The organism is Sporosarcina sp. Marseille-Q4943, from assembly GCF_943736995.1.
Taxonomy (GTDB): domain Bacteria; phylum Bacillota; class Bacilli; order Bacillales_A; family Planococcaceae; genus Sporosarcina.
This window is the reverse complement of the sequence record NZ_OX031157.1, coordinates 1,853,148-1,870,771: the sequence shown is the minus strand read 5'-3', so window position 1 is coordinate 1,870,771 and position 17,624 is coordinate 1,853,148. Positions and strand designations below refer to the sequence as shown.

Annotated in this window: 18 protein-coding genes and 1 pseudogene; 16 read left to right on the top strand and 3 right to left on the bottom strand. The window is 41.9% G+C overall.

Annotated elements, in window-relative coordinates:
* The first annotated feature begins 12 nt into the window (after nucleotides 1-12).
* The 14 genes from NIT04_RS18430 to NIT04_RS18365 all read left to right on the top strand — a co-directional run bounded on the left by NIT04_RS18430 (nucleotide 13) and on the right by NIT04_RS18365 (nucleotide 15,468).
* Nucleotides 13-192, top strand: a complete 180-nt coding sequence (locus NIT04_RS18430) for a hypothetical protein (RefSeq protein WP_252504954.1) — start codon at nucleotides 13-15, stop codon at nucleotides 190-192.
* 207 nt (nucleotides 193-399) lie between these two features.
* Nucleotides 400-1,863: a M23 family metallopeptidase gene (locus NIT04_RS18425; RefSeq protein WP_252504953.1), complete on the top strand. Its 1,464-nt coding sequence runs from the start codon at nucleotides 400-402 to the stop codon at nucleotides 1,861-1,863.
* A gap of 207 nt (nucleotides 1,864-2,070) precedes the next feature.
* A complete protein-coding gene (gene yycF / locus NIT04_RS18420) occupies nucleotides 2,071-2,781 on the top strand; it encodes a response regulator YycF (RefSeq protein WP_252505154.1) in 711 nt (236 codons plus the stop codon).
* Nucleotides 2,782-2,786: 5 nt separating this feature from the next.
* A complete protein-coding gene (walK, locus tag NIT04_RS18415) occupies nucleotides 2,787-4,616 on the top strand; it encodes a cell wall metabolism sensor histidine kinase WalK (RefSeq protein ID WP_252504952.1) in 1,830 nt (609 codons plus the stop codon).
* A complete protein-coding gene (locus NIT04_RS18410) occupies nucleotides 4,607-5,935 on the top strand; it encodes a YycH family regulatory protein (RefSeq protein ID WP_252504951.1) in 1,329 nt (442 codons plus the stop codon). The genes walK and NIT04_RS18410 overlap by 10 nt, the downstream gene beginning before the upstream one ends.
* On the top strand, nucleotides 5,922-6,758 hold the full coding sequence (locus tag NIT04_RS18405; RefSeq protein ID WP_252504950.1) for a two-component system regulatory protein YycI: 837 nt from the start codon (nucleotides 5,922-5,924) through the stop codon (nucleotides 6,756-6,758). The genes NIT04_RS18410 and NIT04_RS18405 overlap by 14 nt, the downstream gene beginning before the upstream one ends.
* 12 nt (nucleotides 6,759-6,770) lie before the next feature.
* Nucleotides 6,771-7,559, top strand: coding sequence for an MBL fold metallo-hydrolase (locus NIT04_RS18400; protein ID WP_252504949.1), 789 nt, complete (start codon nucleotides 6,771-6,773; stop codon nucleotides 7,557-7,559).
* Nucleotides 7,560-7,659: 100 nt separating this feature from the next.
* The gene (locus tag NIT04_RS18395; RefSeq protein WP_252504948.1) at nucleotides 7,660-8,922 is read left to right on the top strand and encodes a S1C family serine protease; all 1,263 of its coding nucleotides are present in this window, start codon (nucleotides 7,660-7,662) and stop codon (nucleotides 8,920-8,922) included.
* Between the two features lie 205 nt (nucleotides 8,923-9,127).
* A complete protein-coding gene (locus NIT04_RS18390) occupies nucleotides 9,128-9,292 on the top strand; it encodes a CxxH/CxxC protein (RefSeq protein WP_252504947.1) in 165 nt (54 codons plus the stop codon).
* Between the two features lie 79 nt (nucleotides 9,293-9,371).
* Nucleotides 9,372-9,851, top strand: coding sequence for a 23S rRNA (pseudouridine(1915)-N(3))-methyltransferase RlmH (gene rlmH / locus NIT04_RS18385; RefSeq protein ID WP_252504946.1), 480 nt, complete (start codon nucleotides 9,372-9,374; stop codon nucleotides 9,849-9,851).
* 554 nt (nucleotides 9,852-10,405) lie between these two features.
* Nucleotides 10,406-11,158 carry an SDR family NAD(P)-dependent oxidoreductase gene (locus NIT04_RS18380; RefSeq protein WP_252504945.1) on the top strand — a complete coding sequence of 251 codons (753 nt, stop codon included), beginning with the start codon at nucleotides 10,406-10,408 and terminating at the stop codon, nucleotides 11,156-11,158.
* A gap of 163 nt (nucleotides 11,159-11,321) precedes the next feature.
* A complete protein-coding gene (locus tag NIT04_RS18375) occupies nucleotides 11,322-12,587 on the top strand; it encodes an amidohydrolase family protein (protein WP_252504944.1) in 1,266 nt (421 codons plus the stop codon).
* Nucleotides 12,588-12,635: 48 nt separating this feature from the next.
* Entirely contained in the window at nucleotides 12,636-13,895 is a 1,260-nt protein-coding gene (locus NIT04_RS18370) for an amidase (protein WP_252504943.1), read from the top strand.
* Between the two features lie 109 nt (nucleotides 13,896-14,004).
* Nucleotides 14,005-15,468: a cytosine permease gene (locus tag NIT04_RS18365; RefSeq protein WP_252504942.1), complete on the top strand. Its 1,464-nt coding sequence runs from the start codon at nucleotides 14,005-14,007 to the stop codon at nucleotides 15,466-15,468.
* A 33-nt stretch (nucleotides 15,469-15,501) separates the two neighbouring features.
* Here the strand turns inward: NIT04_RS18365 and NIT04_RS18360 are convergent, their stop codons facing one another.
* From NIT04_RS18360 to NIT04_RS18350, 3 genes are all read right to left on the bottom strand, one after another.
* A complete protein-coding gene (locus NIT04_RS18360; protein ID WP_252504941.1) occupies nucleotides 15,502-15,741 on the bottom strand; it encodes a hypothetical protein in 240 nt (79 codons plus the stop codon).
* Nucleotides 15,742-15,744: 3 nt separating this feature from the next.
* The gene (locus NIT04_RS18355) at nucleotides 15,745-16,065 is read right to left on the bottom strand and encodes a YbjQ family protein (RefSeq protein ID WP_099675914.1); all 321 of its coding nucleotides are present in this window, start codon (nucleotides 16,063-16,065) and stop codon (nucleotides 15,745-15,747) included.
* Nucleotides 16,066-16,159: 94 nt separating this feature from the next.
* Nucleotides 16,160-16,618, bottom strand: coding sequence for a staygreen family protein (locus NIT04_RS18350; protein WP_252504940.1), 459 nt, complete (start codon nucleotides 16,616-16,618; stop codon nucleotides 16,160-16,162).
* 168 nt (nucleotides 16,619-16,786) lie between these two features.
* On the opposite strand from NIT04_RS18350, the pseudogene NIT04_RS19180 reads away from it, so the two are divergent.
* Nucleotides 16,787-16,909: pseudogene (locus NIT04_RS19180) on the top strand (TetR/AcrR family transcriptional regulator); the annotation flags it as partial.
* 12 nt (nucleotides 16,910-16,921) lie between these two features.
* Nucleotides 16,922-17,611 carry a hypothetical protein gene (locus NIT04_RS18345; protein WP_252504939.1) on the top strand — a complete coding sequence of 230 codons (690 nt, stop codon included), beginning with the start codon at nucleotides 16,922-16,924 and terminating at the stop codon, nucleotides 17,609-17,611.
* Nucleotides 17,612-17,624 lie beyond the last annotated feature (13 nt).

Sequence of the window (17,624 nt, the reverse complement as noted above, 5' to 3'; positions counted from 1 at the left end):
AAAGAGAAGCGAATGGGTTTTCAGTTTTCCCCATTCGCTTCTTTTATTGTCTTAGGATTGGAGTGGAAGGCGGCGACTCCTGCGGGAACAGCACGAGCTGAAAGCCCCGCAGGCAAAGCCGAGGAGATTGAAGCCGTGCCCGCGGAAAGCGTCCGACTGAAACGCAAATCCGGTGCAATCTCAAGAATGTAAGACTATTTTCCCCGCTGGAATTCCCCTCATTTATAACTAACATATGGAATTTAATAAGGAATAATTGGTTGCAATACTACAAGTTCATTACAAATGGCCGTAAAATAACAAGCAAGTTAGTTGATATGATAAATTGAAGGGGCGTGAAAAATCTTTCAGTATGATAGGCCTCTTGTAGCAGTTGCCAGTCGGAAGGAGTATTAAACGATGTTTTGCAAGAAACAAAAAACCACGAAAGAACAGAATAGAAGTACCCTATATAAAAAAGTTAAAAAGGTCGGCATCATTACGGTATTCTTTGCAGGTATCGGCATGAGCTCCGGTTTTTCACTAGAAAAAGTGGAAGACTCCTCAATCCATACAATCTACCATGTCTACTCGGACAGTGAATATGTCGGGATGCTATCCGATGAAAAAAAGATCGAACAGCTTAAACAAGAAGAATTGAAGAAAGCGGCCTCCGAATACGAAGATCTCCCATTGACAATCGGGACTGAGTTGTCTGTCGTGCCGGAAAGGGTGTTTTCAATCGGAACAGACGATGAAAAGGTCCTTGGAAAACTTCAAGGCTTGCTAACCGTGGAGGCGGAAGCGATCGGTGTCCAAATTGATGAAGAGACAGCACTCTACGTCAAAGATATGGCCGATTTTGAAAAAGTGATCCAAGAGATTACACTGCAAACAGTCACCGAGCAGGAGCTTGCAGAATTCGAAGCCCGCCAACAAACTACTGAACCTTTACCACCGTTAAAGGAAAATGAAACTAGACTTGCTGATATTCAATTCAGCGCTGACATCCAGGCGGCCGAGGGACAAACGGCACCTGAAGAGGTCCGAAGCGTGGAAGAAGCAATCACCTTGTTGAATAAAGGCACATTGGAAGAGAAGAAATACGTTATCCAGCAAGGGGACGTATTAGGGAAAGTCGCCAGTGCACACAATATGTCGACAGTGAAACTGATGGAAATCAATCCGGGGATTACAGAGGATGCAGTTCTTCAAATAGGCCAAGAGCTGAACGTCACAGCCCTCGAGCCCTACATAGAAGTTGAAGCTCACTATGAATCAAAAGAGATTGCCCCGATCCAGTTCAAGAAACTGACCGAAAAAGACGAATCAGAATTCAAAGGTGAAAAGAGAATTAAACAAAAAGGAACAGATGGCAAGAAATCGGTCACGCATTTGATCCGCAAAAAGAACGGGAAAGTGATCGGTAAATCTGTAGCGGAGGAACATGTACTGGAAGAGCCGGTTCATGAAGTGACGGTCGTCGGAACGAAGGTAATCCCTTCACGTGGGACAGGCAACTTCAAGTGGCCGGCAGACGGTGGATACATTTCGAGTAAAATGGGGAAACGATGGGGCCGGGTACACCAAGGCATTGACATTGCACGTCCATCATCCAGGTCGATTTTCGCTTCTGACAATGGAGTCGTGACGGATGCCGGGTACCATGGAACATACGGAAATCGAGTCGTCATAACGCATAACAATGGGTATAAGACGTTATACGCCCATCTGGCATCCATCGATGTCAAAGAGGGGCAAACAGTTCCTCAAGGAGCGAAGATAGGTGTCATGGGCTCCACAGGACGCTCTACAGGCATGCACCTTCATTTTGAAGTATATAAGAACGGTTCCAATATCAATCCGTTGAGTGTGTTAAGATAAAGAGTAAGGAATGGAGACGCTACAGTATTCTGTTGCCGTCTCTTTTTCTAATTTTGTATAGGTCTGGATTGGAAGGTTTTTTGCTAAAGAAATAGAATGTATAATAAAGGCCGTACAATCGAATAAGGCAAGTTGCAAGCTAAGCACGGACTATGAATGTAAAAGATAATAAGTAAGGCGCCAAATTGGCGGGAAAGGGAATGAATGATGCAAAATAAAACGATTTTAGTCGTAGATGATGAAAAACCGATAGCTGACATATTAGAGTTCAATTTGAAGAAGGAAGGCTTTACTGTCTATTGCGCTTATGACGGAGAAGAGGCGCTTGAGAAGGTGGAAGAAGTGCAGCCGGATATCATGTTGCTCGATATAATGCTTCCGAAGCGTGATGGCATGGAAGTATGCAGGGAAGTCAGGAAGAAATATGATTTCCCAATCATCATGCTTACAGCGAAGGACTCGGAAATTGATAAAGTGCTAGGGTTGGAATTAGGCGCGGATGATTATGTGACGAAACCATTTGGCACGCGCGAATTGATTGCAAGGGTGAAAGCGAACTTGCGCAGGCATTCGAAGACGTTGTCGGAGGAGCAGGATGAGGCGACAAATGAAATTACAGTCGGAAGCCTCGTCATCCAACCGGATGCCTATTTAGTCCAAAAGCGTGGAGAATCGATTGAACTGACGCACCGCGAGTTTGAATTGCTTCATTATTTGGCGAAACATATCGGCCAAGTAATGACGAGAGAGCATTTGTTGCAGACGGTATGGGGCTATGATTATTTTGGGGATGTACGGACAGTCGACGTAACGATACGCCGTCTGCGCGAAAAGATCGAGGACACTCCGAGCCATCCGACGTGGATTGTAACAAGACGTGGAGTCGGTTACTATTTGCGTGATCCGGAACAGGAGTAAGGAAAATGCAGAAAGTCGGGTTTTTTCGGTCTATCCATGTAAAATTCGTGCTCATCTACATTATGCTCATCCTTGTAGCGATGCAGATTATCGGGCTTTATTTTGCAAGGGAGCTTGAACAGACGTTAAAAGATAACTTCACGACATCCGTCAGAGACAGGATGAATCTTGTTGAATTCAGCGTCCGTGAAGAAATGATAAAAGACCGGTCAACTACGGACGATCCGCCGCTCGAACAGAGCTTATGGAACGTCCTTTCGGGCTTTAATTCGGAAGATATAAATGAAATAAGGGTCATCGATGCAAAGTATCGTATATTGGCAACTTCCGAATTGGGCAATCAATCATTGGTCGGCCAGCGATCAATGGAAGACAGTGTGAGAAGATCGATCTCATCCGAAACGGTCTACGAGAATATTAACTATGACCCGACGAAACGAGAACGTGTCATGGTGCTTGTGACGCCTATTAAGAATAATAATTTGGAAGTCGTTGGCACTTTATATGTGACAGCAAATATCGAAAAAGTATTCAAGCAGATCAATGAAATCAACCAAATTCTTGCGGGTGGAGTGGCGGTCTCGTTAACAATCACAATTATTATCGGCATCTTCATCGCCAGGACTTTTACGAGGCCGATTTCGGATATGAGGCGTCAGGCACAAGCGATGGCGCAAGGGAACTTCTCAAGGAAGGTCCACGTATACGGGAATGATGAAATGGGCCAGCTGGCAATCGCTTTCAACCATTTGACGAATCAGCTGCAAGAGTCGCAGTCAACGACGGAAAGTGAGCAAAGAAAGCTCGCCTCGGTTCTTGAAAACATGACGGATGGCGTCATATCTACGGACCGTAAAGGCAGGGTGAGCCTAATCAATGACTCTGCGCTCATGATGCTGCGGATGACACGCGATCTTGTATTGAACCGCCCGATTGCAAGCATCTTAGGCTTGGAGCAGGAATATACGTTTGAAGACCTGATTCAAGTGAAGGATTCAATCGCGCTCGACTTCAGTACGGAGAAGGTCCCTTACATCCTACGGGCGACCTTTTCGGTGACGCAGCGGGAGACGGGCTTCGTGAACGGTCTCATTGTCGTCCTTCATGACAATACCGAACAGGAGAAGATTGACATGGAGAGGCGAGAATTCGTTTCCAACGTTTCTCACGAGCTTCGTACCCCGCTCACGACAATGCGCAGCTATTTGGACGCATTGGCGGAAGGTGCATGGAAGAACGAGGAGATTGCCCCTTCCTTCCTTCGCGTGACGCAGACGGAGACGGAGCGGATGATCCGGCTTGTGAATGACTTATTGAAGCTTTCCAGGATGGATAGCAAAGAATATGAGTTGAATACCGAATGGGTAGAATTCAACCATTTCTTCAACTCAATCATTGAGCGGTTCGAATTCTCGAAGTCACAGAACGTTCACTTCAAGCGATTGTTACCTTCCGAGGATCTATTCGTCGAAATTGACACCGATAAGATGACACAGGTAATCGACAATATCATTTCGAATGCGCTTAAATATTCCCCGGATGGCGGAGATGTCCGCTTTGGGGTAACGACGTCTGGAACGTTCATAAAAGTGATGATTTCCGACGACGGCATGGGCATCCCGCAAGCGAATGTGAACCGCATTTTCGACAGGTTCTACAGAGCGGACCGCGCGAGATCAAGGGCGATGGGCGGAACGGGTCTTGGACTTGCCATCGCCAAGGAAATGATCATTGCACATGGCGGCGAAATATGGGCGGAAAGTGAAGAAGGGAAAGGCACGACGATTTTCTTTACGCTGCCCTTTGAACAACAAGAGGAAGGTGAATGGGATTGAAGTATATCGAACCGGTCAAATCGATTATCTTACTATTGCTCGTCCTGTTGAGCATAACATTCACCTTTTCCATATGGACGTATTCGCCCCGACTAGATACGATTGAACAATCGCCGACCGTCGATATTTCAATCGGCGAACGAAGAAAAGTGCAGGATATCATTAAGCCATATAAGATCCTCATTAAATATGAGGAATCACTCAATGGAACGACCGATCAAATACGGATCGACAGTATTATGAGGGAAATGAACTCTTGGAAAGTCACGCAATTGGTTCCCGGCCAAAACGAGATGAACAAGGGGCAGATGAAAGCCTTCTTCGAAGATACGAATCAGTTCACCTTGTATTTCCAAGGGGATGTGCCGCTGCCTGTGTATGAAGAAATTTTACCTTTTGAGGACAATATTCGACTTCCGGAATTCAGTTTTGACCGCCTTGTCGTCAAATGGAATCCGAAGGAAGTTGCATTTGAAGTGCATTTCATCAACCGGGCGACAGGAACCCATTTTCATGGCAAAGTAACTCCGAAGGATACGATGACGTCATATCGTAACATCGTCATTGAAGGGGAAAATTTGCCTTCCTATACTGAAGTGAATGTACAGGAATCGGTCTATTTGGCGGTTCCTACTGAACCAGTCACGATGAATCAAATCGTGTATTACCAGGAAGAAATAAGTCCGACCCGCTTCCGTGATGCTTTATTCAATGACCCGAATGCAGTAAGACGCAGTCAGGTGGATGGCAAACGTGAGGAATTTGGTGATGACCATGCGCTTTTGGTCGTAAATACGGAATCGAAGATGTTGAACTTTGCCCATCCTGCTGTGGAAAACAGGGAAGAGGTAAAACCATCAACCCTATTAACAGACGTCATTGACTCGATTAATGAGCATGGTGGCTGGACGGATTCGTTCAGATTCTCGTATATAAATCATTATTCTCATTATGTGAGATTCCAGTTGTTCATTCAAGGCTATCCGGTCTTGGAACCAGCGGGCATAACGGAAATTGCACAGTATTATGGCGTGAACCGGGTGTTTAAGTATATCCGTCCTTATTATACACTTGATGTGGGGGTGGATGAGGAAGAAGTGAGTCTTCCTTCGGGTGCTGCCATAGCAAACGAACTGATGGAATCGGAAAAAATCGATTTCGGGACGGTCGAGGAAATTACAACAGGGTACATGATGAGACATAATTTAGAAAAACGGATTTTTGTGATGGAGCCTGCCTGGTTTTATTATATCAAAGGTAGATGGTTCTCTTATACAGCTGAGGATCAAGGCGGGGGTGAGCAAATTGGATTGGAATAAGACAAAAACGATATTCATCGTCGTCTTTTCGATATTGAATATATTCCTCTATTTCTTGTATTTAAATCAGCGTACTGAGGCGCAAAATGTGCAAGTTGCGGGGAAAGCCTCCATTGAGGATTTGATGAAACAAGAAAATATTACGTACAATTTGCCACAGGTCGTTAAAAATGACTTTTCCCACATCTTTGCTGATGTGAAGTCATTCTCAGAAGAAGAATTGGAGACTTTGGAGGACCAGTCCATCGTCATTGTCGATAATACAACAATTGAATCCGAAATGATTATCCCGGTATCCATCCGAAATGAAAAAGAGGATTATCATTTCAATGATTTTCTAGCGAAGTATATATGGCACGGAGCTGAATATGAGTTCTGGGAAGTGGATAAGGAAAAGCGGAAAGCCATCTTTTTTCAAAAAGTGGATGGCGAACCGATTTTCTATAGTCCGAATGCCACATTGACGATTTATTGGGACGAAAATTATGAAGTAACACATTACGAGCAGCGAATGCTGGAAGAGTTCTCAAGCAAAAACTTGAAAAGAGACATGTTGACACAGGATGAAGCGGTAGGATCGCTAGTTACGCGGGGGTATTTGAAGCAGGATTCAAAAGTGCTGAAGGTGACACCAGGTTACTCGGCGACGCTCGTTTCGACGAAAAACCAAGTATTTGCCGCAACATGGAATATTCGTGTAGAATTGAAGGATGGCACCATCGAGAATCATTTCATCAACGCCATTGAAGGAAAAGTGATAGACTTCCACCTGGAAAAGATGGAAGAGGAAGAGCTCGATGAGGTTGAGGATGAAGAAGAATAAGGAGTTTTTCATATGCGTTTCAGTGTGCTCGCTAGTGGTAGTACGGGCAATTCCATATATATAGAGACAGAAAAGCATGCTTTTCTGGTCGATGCAGGACTTAGTGCGAAAAGAATGGAACAGCAGCTTGAAAGTATTGGCCGTTCCATGACGCAAGTGGACGGCATTTTTGTCACTCATGAGCATAGCGATCATATTAAAGGGATTGGCGTGCTGGCGCGAAGATACAAAGTGCCCATTTATGCAAATGAAAAGACATGGCTTGCAATGAATGGGCTTGTCGGCGAAATTCCGATGGAGCAACGTTTCCATTTCAACATGGAAACGAACATGTCGTTCGGCTCGCTCGATATCCAGTCTTTCGCTGTTTCCCACGATGCTGCGGATCCGATGTTCTATGTCTTCCATGAAAACGACCGCAAGCTGTCGATTATCACGGATACGGGGTATGTGAGCGACCGGATGAAAGGGCATATTCAAGGGTCTGATGCATTTGTGTTCGAGAGCAATCATGACGTCAGTATGCTGCAAATGGGACGCTATCCATGGTCCGTTAAACGCAGGATTCTTAGCGACGTGGGGCACGTGTCAAATGAAGATGCCGCTGTTGCAATGAGTGAAGTCGTAGCCCAAAAAGAGACGAGAATTTATTTATCGCATCTAAGCAAGGACAATAATATGAAAGATCTCGCAAGGATGAGTGTTTCGCAAACATTGGAAGCATGCGGGATCCGCACGGGGGAATTCGTGCATTTGCATGACACCGACGCGGAAAAACCGACAGAGCTTATCACTGTCTAAATCGTTCATCAAAAGCCTTGCCTTCGGGTAAGGCTTTTTGATTTTAAACAACGGGATTGGGGTAGAGTGAGTGTAACTGTGTACAGAAAGGGAGAGGAGAATGGACGAATTCAATCAAAGACCCGGCAATGAGGAAGAAAAGCCGGTCATCCAAGAACCAGAAAGGCGTGAAGAACCGCCAAGATACAGCGAAAGACCAGCCAAGCCGAAACGCCGTGGCGGATTTCTGCCAGCCCTTTTCGGTGCAATACTCGGAGGGCTCATCGTCTGGTTCCTTATGAATTCTGCTTTCAACAAGGAGAAAGTGACACCACAAGTCGGCAGCGAGACGACAGGTGAGAACAACCTGACGAGCGAGCGGGTATCCATGGATATTAATACGGATGTCACCGATATTGTATCTGATGTCGCAGATACGGTTGTTGGCATCACCAATTTGCAGACAGTACGTGACTTCTGGTCGTCGGCTGAAAGGACGCGCGAAGGCAGCGGTTCCGGAGTCATCTATAAGAAGGAAGGCGACAAAGCCTATATTGTTACAAACCATCACGTCGTGGAAAACGCGGAAGAGTTGGAAATTACGTTCGATGATGGAACGAAGGCTGATGGAAAACTTGTCGGCAGCGATATGTGGACTGACTTGGCCGTCGTGGAAATCGATGCGTCCCATGTTAAAACAGTTATCGAGTTCGGCGACTCGGATGCATTGAAGCGTGGAGAAACGGTCATAGCCATTGGTAACCCGCTCGGCCTTGGCTTTGCAGGTTCTGTAACGATGGGGATCGTCTCCGGGAAGGACCGATCGATTCCGATGGATTTCGATCAGAATGGGACGGTCGACTGGCAGGCGGACGTCCTGCAAACAGACGCCGCCATCAACCCAGGCAATTCAGGCGGTGCGCTCATCAATATGGCGGGCCAACTCGTCGGTATCAACTCAATGAAAATTTCGGAGTCGACCGTGGAAGGGATCGGTCTAGCAATTCCAATCAATATTGCAGTGCCGATCATTAAAGACCTTGAAACGACCGGCACGGTTCAGCGGCCGACAATGGGCGTCAGCCTCTTTAATTTGGAAGATGTGCCTTCCTCGGAACGAAGAGGAGTATTGAAACTGCCGGAGGATATAGCTGGGGGAGTCATCGTCACCCAAGTATTCCGCAACACACCAGCGGAAGCGGCAGGCGTAAAGCAGTATGATGTCATTGTGGAAATGGACGGGAAGAAGATCATTGACATGGTCGGCTTGCGAAAACACCTCTACAATGATAAAAGAGTCGGTGACACGATGAAGATGAAAGTGTACCGTGACGGTAAGCTGATTGAAATCGAGATGGAATTACGCGACGGCAATACATTCTAACGGATTTTGCACGAAAGCAAGCGAAAAACCGAATACAATGTTACACTCTTTACAAGGCTGTAATATAGTTTATCCACAACAGTCAGCATAGCAGAACATCGGCTATACTGCCTGTTTTTTCTGTAGTAGTTATCGACATGTGGATAAGAAGTTGAAATTGTGAATAACATTGTGTAAAAAATAAATGATGAAGGAAGTGTGGATAATGAAATTATTTAGCTGTGAAACCCATATCAATCATGCACTTGACGTGTTTGTCGCAAAAGAGGAAACGTTTCCGATCATGGAAAAAATCGAGGAAGAGAAAAACTTATCCACAAAATGCGAGTACTGTGACACACCCGCATCGTATATTGTGGCGAACGGATAATCGGGCACAATATATAGTTTTTCCTGTGGATATGTGAATAAGTTCTGTGTATAACATTTCAGCAAAGGTGGACAACCCTGTGAATATTACAATTGTGTCAGTTGGCAAACTAAAAGAAAAATATTTGAAAATGGGCATCGATGAATACGCCAAACGACTCGGCGCCTATGCAAAAATTGATCTTGTTGAAGTGGCGGACGAGAAGGCACCCGAGTCATTGAGTGAAGCCGATATGGATATCGTCAAGAAAAAGGAAGCCGATCGGATTCTTGCAAAAATTAATCCGGATGCGTACGTCATTGCTCTTGCAATTGAGGGGAAGATGAAAACGAGCGAGGAATTGGCGGCGGGGATGGAGTCGTTGATGACGTACGGGCGAAGCAAAGTCGCCTTTGTCATCGGTGGGTCTCTCGGATTACATAATGATGTATTGAAACGGGCGGATGAGTTATTGTCGTTCTCAAAGATGACGTTCCCGCATCAGTTGATGAAATTGGTGTTGTTGGAGCAGGTGTATCGGGGATTTCGGATTATTAAAGGGGAACCATACCATAAATAGAGGCAAAAAAAGTTGTAAATAAGGGGATAATTCTTTGTCGAAAGCGGGTATTGAGAATCCCCTTCTTCGCTTCGTACCCTCCGTGTATTCCTCTGCTATTTCCCATCCATATAGTTGTGCATATTGACGTAAAGTTTGTAGTAGTGCAGTTATGCTGTAACCCTCACTTGCTTGTTCCTCGGTGCTTATCCTTACATAGACGGCCACCCTTTTAATGCTTGCAGCTGAAAGGGCCTCATTCAATTTCTTATAAAATGATAGTTTTCCTTTGTTCAAAGTGAACAAAGGTCTTGTTAGAAAGTAATGTAATGTTAAAATTGTTATGCATGTTAAATAGTTTGTGCTCGTTTCTTTTGTTCATTGAGTATATAGAACTTGTTGAAAGGGCTAGATATAATAAAAGGAGAGAAGTTTGAAAGCGGTTTCGCTTTTTCTTGCTAATACTGTGTTGATGTTTTGTTAGGATAGTTTTGTGATTTAATTAAAAAATTACAACAACCTATTTTTATTTTAAAAATAGGAAGTAAGGGTATAAATTTAGGAGGGTTATTATGTTGTTACAAGAGAAAGTTGCATTAATTACAGGCGCTGCATCAGGACTAGGTAGAGCACAGGCAATTGAGTATGCAAAAGAAGGTGCCAAGGTAATCCTTAACGATGTGAATGCAGAAGGTTTAGCTGAAACAGAGAAACTAATTAAAGACCAGAATGGCACTGTACTTAGTATTATTGCTGACATTTCTAAAAGAGTAGATGTTCAGATTATGATTAATAAAGCGCTTGAAGAGTTTGGAACAGTTGATATTTGTGTGAATAACGCCGCTATTTTGGCGGATTTTAAAGCATCTCTAGATATTACTGAAGATGAATGGGATAGAATCATGGCTGTGAACGTTAAAGCAGTCTATTTACTAACAAATGCGCTTTTGCCACATATGCTTGAAAAAGGGAAGGGAACATTCATTAATGTCGCTTCAATTGGAGGAACAATTGCTGGTGTTGGAGACGCAGCATACATTACTTCTAAGCACGCACTTGTTGGATACACGAAACAGCTTGCTTTCAATTATGCGAAAGATGGAATTCGTGCTGTTTCACTTTGTCCAGGATTAACCGATACTCCAATGGTCCGCTATGCAATCGATCAAGAACATCCTGCAGTTGTTCGACAAATAGCTAGTATTCCATCTGAACGTATTGGCCGCTCTGAAGATGTTGCCTATTTTTCAGCCTATTTAGCAAGTGACAGAGCTACGCATATCAATGGTGTTGAAATGAAAATTGATGGTGGACAATCAATTGGATAATTTTTTTTAAAAAAATTATAGGGCAATTCCCCAGTTCGGTAAAGTTTTATCGAGCTGGGGGACAGGCCCTTTTTTTAGGAAGTTTTTTTAGTTTATATCACAATATAATCTTTATTTTTGTGTAAGATACATGAATTTAATTAATTATAGGGGGTATTTTTCCATGGGTAATTTAATTATACGAAATGCGCATATCAAAGATGGTGAAGCTCAAAAAGATATCAAAATCATTGACGGAAAAATTGTAGAAATAGCCGCTCACATTCAAAATGACAATAACTTAGAAGAAATTGATGCAAAAGGCAATGCTGTATTACCAACTCTAATTGAAAGTCATATCCATCCTGATAAAGCATTTCTTGAAGATCGCAAACCTAATATATCAGGTACTTTAGAGGAAGCACTGAAGAATACGGCTGAATTAAAGAAATTATATACATATGATGATGTGAAAAAACGAGCTGAAAAGGTATTAAGATGGTCGGTGTTAAACGGGACCACAATAATGAGAGCGCATCCTGATGTGGATCCTTTTGAGAAAACACTTGGAGTAGAAGTACTTCTAGATTTAAAAGAAAAGTATAAAGAAGTACTAGATTTGCAAATCGTTGCATTTCCTCAAGAAGGCATTATTCAATCTCCAGGCGTACTGGAGATGATGGAGGAATCCATCAAAATGGGTGCTGATGTAGTTGGCGGCTGTCCTTATAGTGAAAAAACAATGGAAGATACTAAAAAACAACTAGAAATCGTTTTTGATTTGGCGGAAAAATACAACTTGCCGATTGATATGCATGCCGATTTTGGTACGGATGCGAATGATCCACAAAATACATGCATCGAGTTAATTTGCGATATGACAATCGAACGAGGATATCAAGGTAGAGTTGCAATCGGACATGTTACAACATTAGGGTCACTTGATCCCGAAGTGGCAGCACCTATTTTTGACAAAATTGCTAAAGCAGATGTTTCAATCGTTCCATTACCAGTAACGGATATGTTTATGACGGGACGCACTGAGAGAAAAAATATTCCTCGTGGTATGGCACCTGTATTGTCAATGATGGAGCGTGGAGTAAATCTTGCTTATTCTTCCAATAATATTCGCAATGCATTTACACCATTCGGTAATGCGGACTTAATCGCTGTTGGCTACTTATTGCAGGTTTCACAACAAATGGGTTCTGCGGATCAACGTCGTGCAGTATTAGATATGGTCACATATAACGCAGCGAAGGCAATAGGGGTCAGGGATACTTACGGCATAGAAGTTGGTAAGAATGCTGATATCGTTATCTACGATTGTGATGATTTGAGCAATTTAATCAATGATCAACCTTTAGTCCGCTATGTTATTAAAAATGGTAAGGTCATTGTCCAAAATGAATTATCACGTAAGATGGCATCTGTTTTAATGGGAGATTAATAAGACGATTTGTTTCTATCTACTACTAATTCAGGAAAGGTGATAAATATGGTTCCTACTAACATGTTAAATAATGCTCGCTTAACTGTCTCTGATCAGCCACCTTATGATGCGCTACAGTCGTTTGTTCGTGAAAACCACATCGCTTTGAAAGGGTCTGGTAAAGGGAATCTCGAGGGACTTGTATTTGGAGTTAAAGATGTTTTTAAAATCTTAGGAAGCACTTATAGTAATGGCCACCCAGAATGGTTACAGACTAATGGTCCAGATGATTTTACTTCTAGTATTGTCACTAAAACGTTATCTGCAGGAGCAGATTTAGTTGGGAAAACGATTTGTGATGAGCTTTGTTACAGTATAAGTGGTGAAAATTGGAATTACGGTTCTCCAATCAACCCTCACGACCCAAGACGCTTTACAGGAGGGTCTTCGAGCGGGACGGGCGCAGCTACAGCTGGAGGTTTAGTAGATTTTGCTTACGGAAGCGACTGCCTAGGGTCTGTTCGGGTCCCTGCAAGTTACAATGGAGTATTAGGTATTCGTCCTACTTATGGACGTGTTGCCAATGATGGAGAGGCTCCGTATTGTGAGAGCATGGACGTTCTCGGATATGTTGCTAGAAATTCCGATGTTTTTAGACGGGTTTCCAAAGAAGTATTAGGTAATGACAGTAAAAAAGTGACGTTTAATAGGTTGCTCATTGCTGACGATTGTTTTGATTCGATCAACAAAGATGTTGTAGAGGCATTACAGCCTGCTGTCAACCATCTTAAACAACATTTTGAAGTAGTTGAAAATATAAAAGTGAGTCCGAATGGTTTGGAAGAATGGACGGAAATTTTTAGGATTATTCAAGGATATGAAGTTTGGGAAAGTTACGGTGGTTGGGTAAGGAAATACCGTCCGAATCTCTCATCAGGTCCAAAAGAACGATTAGAGTGGGCATCTACAATTACTATGAGCGAATATAAAGAAGCATTGAATAAAAGACAAGCTGTTATTGAAAGAGTTAAAGACATTTTACCAGAAGGAACACTACTATGCTTACCTACAGCTGCCTCTGTAGCACCTTTAAGAAGTAGCTCTTTAGAAGAAATAAATGCAACACGTGCACAATCGACTAAATTATTATGTATTTCACCTTTATCCGGTACACCACAAGTAACACTGCCATTAGTTAAACAGCACGAAGTGCCACTTGGTATTTCTTTAATCGGAGCTCATGATTGTGATTTACAGTTAGCCGAATTTGCTGCGGATTTAGTCGATAGTTATAGTAATGCCAATCATAAAATTTTAGGTAGATAATACTTCCAAAATGCATACCCCCGTCCTACTTTAGATGGGGGTAAAAAATTTAATCTAGCTTTTATTGACAAACAAAAAAATAAAAAGCCTCTAGGAGGTTTATTTCAATATGGGTAAGGGACATATTAGTGTAACTCAAGAAGAAGTTAAGTTATTCAAGTCAAGAGGTTACGATAACGAGGATTTATTACCGAAAACTAAAGATAAACGCAATATGAAGGTTGGTAACTATTTCACGCTGTGGATGGGTAATTTGCATAACATTCCAAACTATGCTGCAGCTGGTGGTTTCTTAGTTTTAGGTTTAGCTCCTATTAATATCATGCTTGCTTTAGTTTTAGGTGCCATACTTACGGCGGTATTTATGGCCTTTAATGGAAAAGCTGGTTCAAAATACGGTATTCCATTTTCGATGCATTTACGGGCAACTTACGGAGAGGCTGGAGCTAAGATACCCGGTTTCTTAAGAGGTATCGTAGTCGCTATAGGTTGGTTTGGTTTACAAACTTTCGTAGGATCCCAAGCCCTGCTAATTATTTTCGGTAAGCTTTGGCCTGGATTTCTAGAAATTGGTGGAAGCTATACTTTCTTTGGTATTGGTATGCCAGGACTAATATCATTTATCATCTTTTGGTCAGCGAACCTTGCATTAAGTATTAGTGGAAGCAGTTTCCTAAACAAATTCAATACTTTGTTAACGGTCTTGATTTATGTTTTGTTCTTCTCCATGGGAATTTGGGGAGTCATTGTTGGTGGTGGCTTTGGTAATATCTTGAGCTATTCTGTTGAAGGAACAAACCAAGATATAAGCCCTCTATTTGCTTACATGATGATCATTAATGCTGTGTTGGCATTTTGGGCGGCACCAGGGGTTAGCGCTGCTGATTTTACACAAAACGCAACTTCAACTAAAGATCAAATGGTAGGACAAGGATTAAGCTTGATTGTTGGTTACGTTATTTTTGCTTTTACCAGTATGTCTATTCTTATTGGTAGTTCTATTCATTATGGCGTGGAACAATGGGATGTGCTAAATGTAATTAATCATTGGGATAGTTTACCGGCCATTCTTTTTGCAATGCTAATCTTATTGTTGATAACTGTAAACTCGAATGCTACGGCTAACATCACTCCAGCCGCATTTCAGCTAACAGCACTCTTCCCTAAATGGATAAATTATCGAAGAGGTGTAATAATCGCTTGCTTGTTGGGATTCGCGATTATGCCGTGGAAGTTGATGGAAAATCCAGATAGTATTTATACGTTCTTAAACGGAATAGGTGCTATTTTAGGTCCTGTATCTGGTGTAATGATTTATCAATATTTCTTTGTTTTTAAACAAGAGATCAATCTTAACGAGCTATATTATGATATGAAAGATATGAAAACTATCAATAAATTTCGCGGAATTAACAAGAATGCATATATCGCAACCATTCTTGGGGTGCTAGTATCTCTAAGTGGTAATCTTATCCCGACCCTTTCGATTTTTACTGATCTTTCTTGGATAAGTGGTTTTATCACAGCATTAGTATCGTACGGGGTTCTTGTTAAGTTTTTCGCAAAAAAATAAGTAGCTAGTGGTGGGGGGAGAAATGCTGGGCATTTACTCCCTCTTTCTATCTTCCTCTTTATAAAAACGTTCTCCGGATTCCGGGTTGAAATAAACTACTAATTTTTTGTTTGTAATTGGATCAATTGAAATCTCATTTGTCCGTATGAATCCTTTTGGTACTTGCCTGCCGTGTTTCGTTTTGAAACGGCGATCCCAAATGAACCATGATCCGATAATCAAAGTAATCAAAATAAGGAATTGGATACTGTAAAATCCTATAATCCATTTCATTAGTTATCTCTTTTCTACAATGACTGCTGTTCCATAGGCTACGATTTCACTCATATTTTGACCGATTTCACCTGAGTCAAAACGCATCATGATAATAGCGTTTGCACCCATTGCAGTGGCATTTTTCACCATACGATCCATTGCTTGTTTTCTGGCATCTTCAAGCATTTCCGTATATTGATTTATTTCTCCACCTACTAGCCCCTTAAAGGCAGCAGCAATATCTTTACCAATTCCTCTTGCTCTTACGGTTAAACCAAATACGGGACCTAACACTTCTGTAATTTGGTGATTAGCAATATTTTCAGTTGTTACGATCATCATCTGAATCCGCTCCTTAACAATAATAATAATTATATAAGAAAATGGCGTTATTTACCAGATTATTTTTAGATATAGTACGGTGAACCGTACCATACTAAATGTTAGAAAAACTACTGAATGTCCCCCAATTCTCTTGCCTAGCAAATTGAGGATAAGTGGATTTAAAGTTAACGATGATAGTAGCGTTATCGAGGTTAGGGCATTTATTAAATAGTAATTTATCGCCATATCGAATAGCTGTTAGTGCAAGTGGTAACTCACGTCTAAATACTTCATTGCGTTTTGCGGAAGCATTTTGACTGTATTCTCCCTGGTCTATGTATAAATATACATAGAAATATAAGCATTCCCCATTACTCATCCATTCACCTAAGGCCTCATCTCTCATCTTCGTATTAACTTTATCCCAAGCAAACTCATTTCCAATCGTTAGAAATAGATCTCCCGTATCATCTGAGTGAGTAAGTGTGTAACGCCTTGGAATGACAGGTTGCATTGTATTAATACCATGCCTATATTGAACGAATAGTTTTTCTGGGTTGAACTTGACCAATCAATCAACTCCATCCGTTTTATTATCATTATGCAGATTAAATAGTTAAAAGTCGTATGTATGAAGTTTTTTATAGGGTGCAGTTCCTGGTATAGCGGTAGCTATATTAATTACCCCGTCAGATGATTGAACTTTTTCCTGTAGTCATTTTGTAGGGGAGCTACAGAAGTTTTTATGAACAGAGGTTTTAATGCAAAGACAATCCAACATATAATCAACTATTCCGGCGTTAGTCGAGGAGGTAATTATACGTATTTTTTAAGAATGGTTTATTTGCATCTCAACCAATAAATGGGGGGTTCTATGAGAAAAACAAGATTAGGTGCAATTTCTGCTATTCTTGTAGGTCTATGTTATTTTTTCACCGTCATTTTAGTATTACTAGCACCACCAGGAGAAAATGCCGTCGTTGACCATATCACCCATATGGAAAAACTCATGGCGGTTCATTATATATTAGGGTTTTTAGGAGTCTTAGGCATTATGGTCGTGTTGACAATCTCCAGAACGTTAGAAAAACAAACCGCTGGCAGCGAATGGTATCCTTATTCCAAAGTAATGGCCATTATTGGGTTTGCTTTACTTGCGATTAATAATTTCCGCCAGACAGGCTTGGATCATGAACTAAGCCATGAGGCGATACACGCAAGTGGAGCTGTTTTGGATGCAGTAGTGATTGGGTGGGTAGGTTTAGTAGAATTCAGTCCACAAGGCTGGATAGATTTTGGGTTTGTCGGTATTTGGATTTTAACGGTGAGTGTCTTCTCTCTTAAATTGCACAATCGAAAGCTATTGTCCTATTTAGGGTATTTGGGAGGAAGCTGTTTTATTGTAACTGTACTAGGTAATGTAACAGGACTTTCATTCCTCGTTATGATCGGAATGGGCTTAGGTGGATTAGTGGTTGTTCCTGCCTGGTTTATTTATTATGGTGTCTTATTATTGAAGAAACCACTTTTGCCAACAGATCTATCAACCAATACTGAAATATAATGAAGGTTGGGGG

Bases quoted from the DNA above. Each gene is read 5' to 3' on its own strand.
- NIT04_RS18430 (WP_252504954.1), top strand. From the start codon at position 13: ATGGGTTTTCAGTTTTCCCCATTCGCTTCTTTTATTGTCTTAGGATTG.
- NIT04_RS18425 (WP_252504953.1), top strand. From the start codon at position 400: ATGTTTTGCAAGAAACAAAAAACCACGAAAGAACAGAATAGAAGTACC.
- yycF (WP_252505154.1), top strand. From the start codon at position 2,071: ATGCAAAATAAAACGATTTTAGTCGTAGATGATGAAAAACCGATAGCT.
- walK (WP_252504952.1), top strand. From the start codon at position 2,787: ATGCAGAAAGTCGGGTTTTTTCGGTCTATCCATGTAAAATTCGTGCTC.
- NIT04_RS18410 (WP_252504951.1), top strand. From the start codon at position 4,607: ATGGGATTGAAGTATATCGAACCGGTCAAATCGATTATCTTACTATTG.
- NIT04_RS18400 (WP_252504949.1), top strand. From the start codon at position 6,771: ATGCGTTTCAGTGTGCTCGCTAGTGGTAGTACGGGCAATTCCATATAT.
- NIT04_RS18395 (WP_252504948.1), top strand. From the start codon at position 7,660: ATGGACGAATTCAATCAAAGACCCGGCAATGAGGAAGAAAAGCCGGTC.
- NIT04_RS18390 (WP_252504947.1), top strand. From the start codon at position 9,128: ATGAAATTATTTAGCTGTGAAACCCATATCAATCATGCACTTGACGTG.
- NIT04_RS18375 (WP_252504944.1), top strand. From the start codon at position 11,322: ATGGGTAATTTAATTATACGAAATGCGCATATCAAAGATGGTGAAGCT.
- NIT04_RS18370 (WP_252504943.1), top strand. From the start codon at position 12,636: ATGGTTCCTACTAACATGTTAAATAATGCTCGCTTAACTGTCTCTGAT.
- NIT04_RS18365 (WP_252504942.1), top strand. From the start codon at position 14,005: ATGGGTAAGGGACATATTAGTGTAACTCAAGAAGAAGTTAAGTTATTC.
- NIT04_RS18360 (WP_252504941.1), bottom strand. From the start codon at position 15,741: ATGAAATGGATTATAGGATTTTACAGTATCCAATTCCTTATTTTGATT.
- NIT04_RS18355 (WP_099675914.1), bottom strand. From the start codon at position 16,065: ATGATGATCGTAACAACTGAAAATATTGCTAATCACCAAATTACAGAA.
- NIT04_RS18345 (WP_252504939.1), top strand. From the start codon at position 16,922: ATGAGAAAAACAAGATTAGGTGCAATTTCTGCTATTCTTGTAGGTCTA.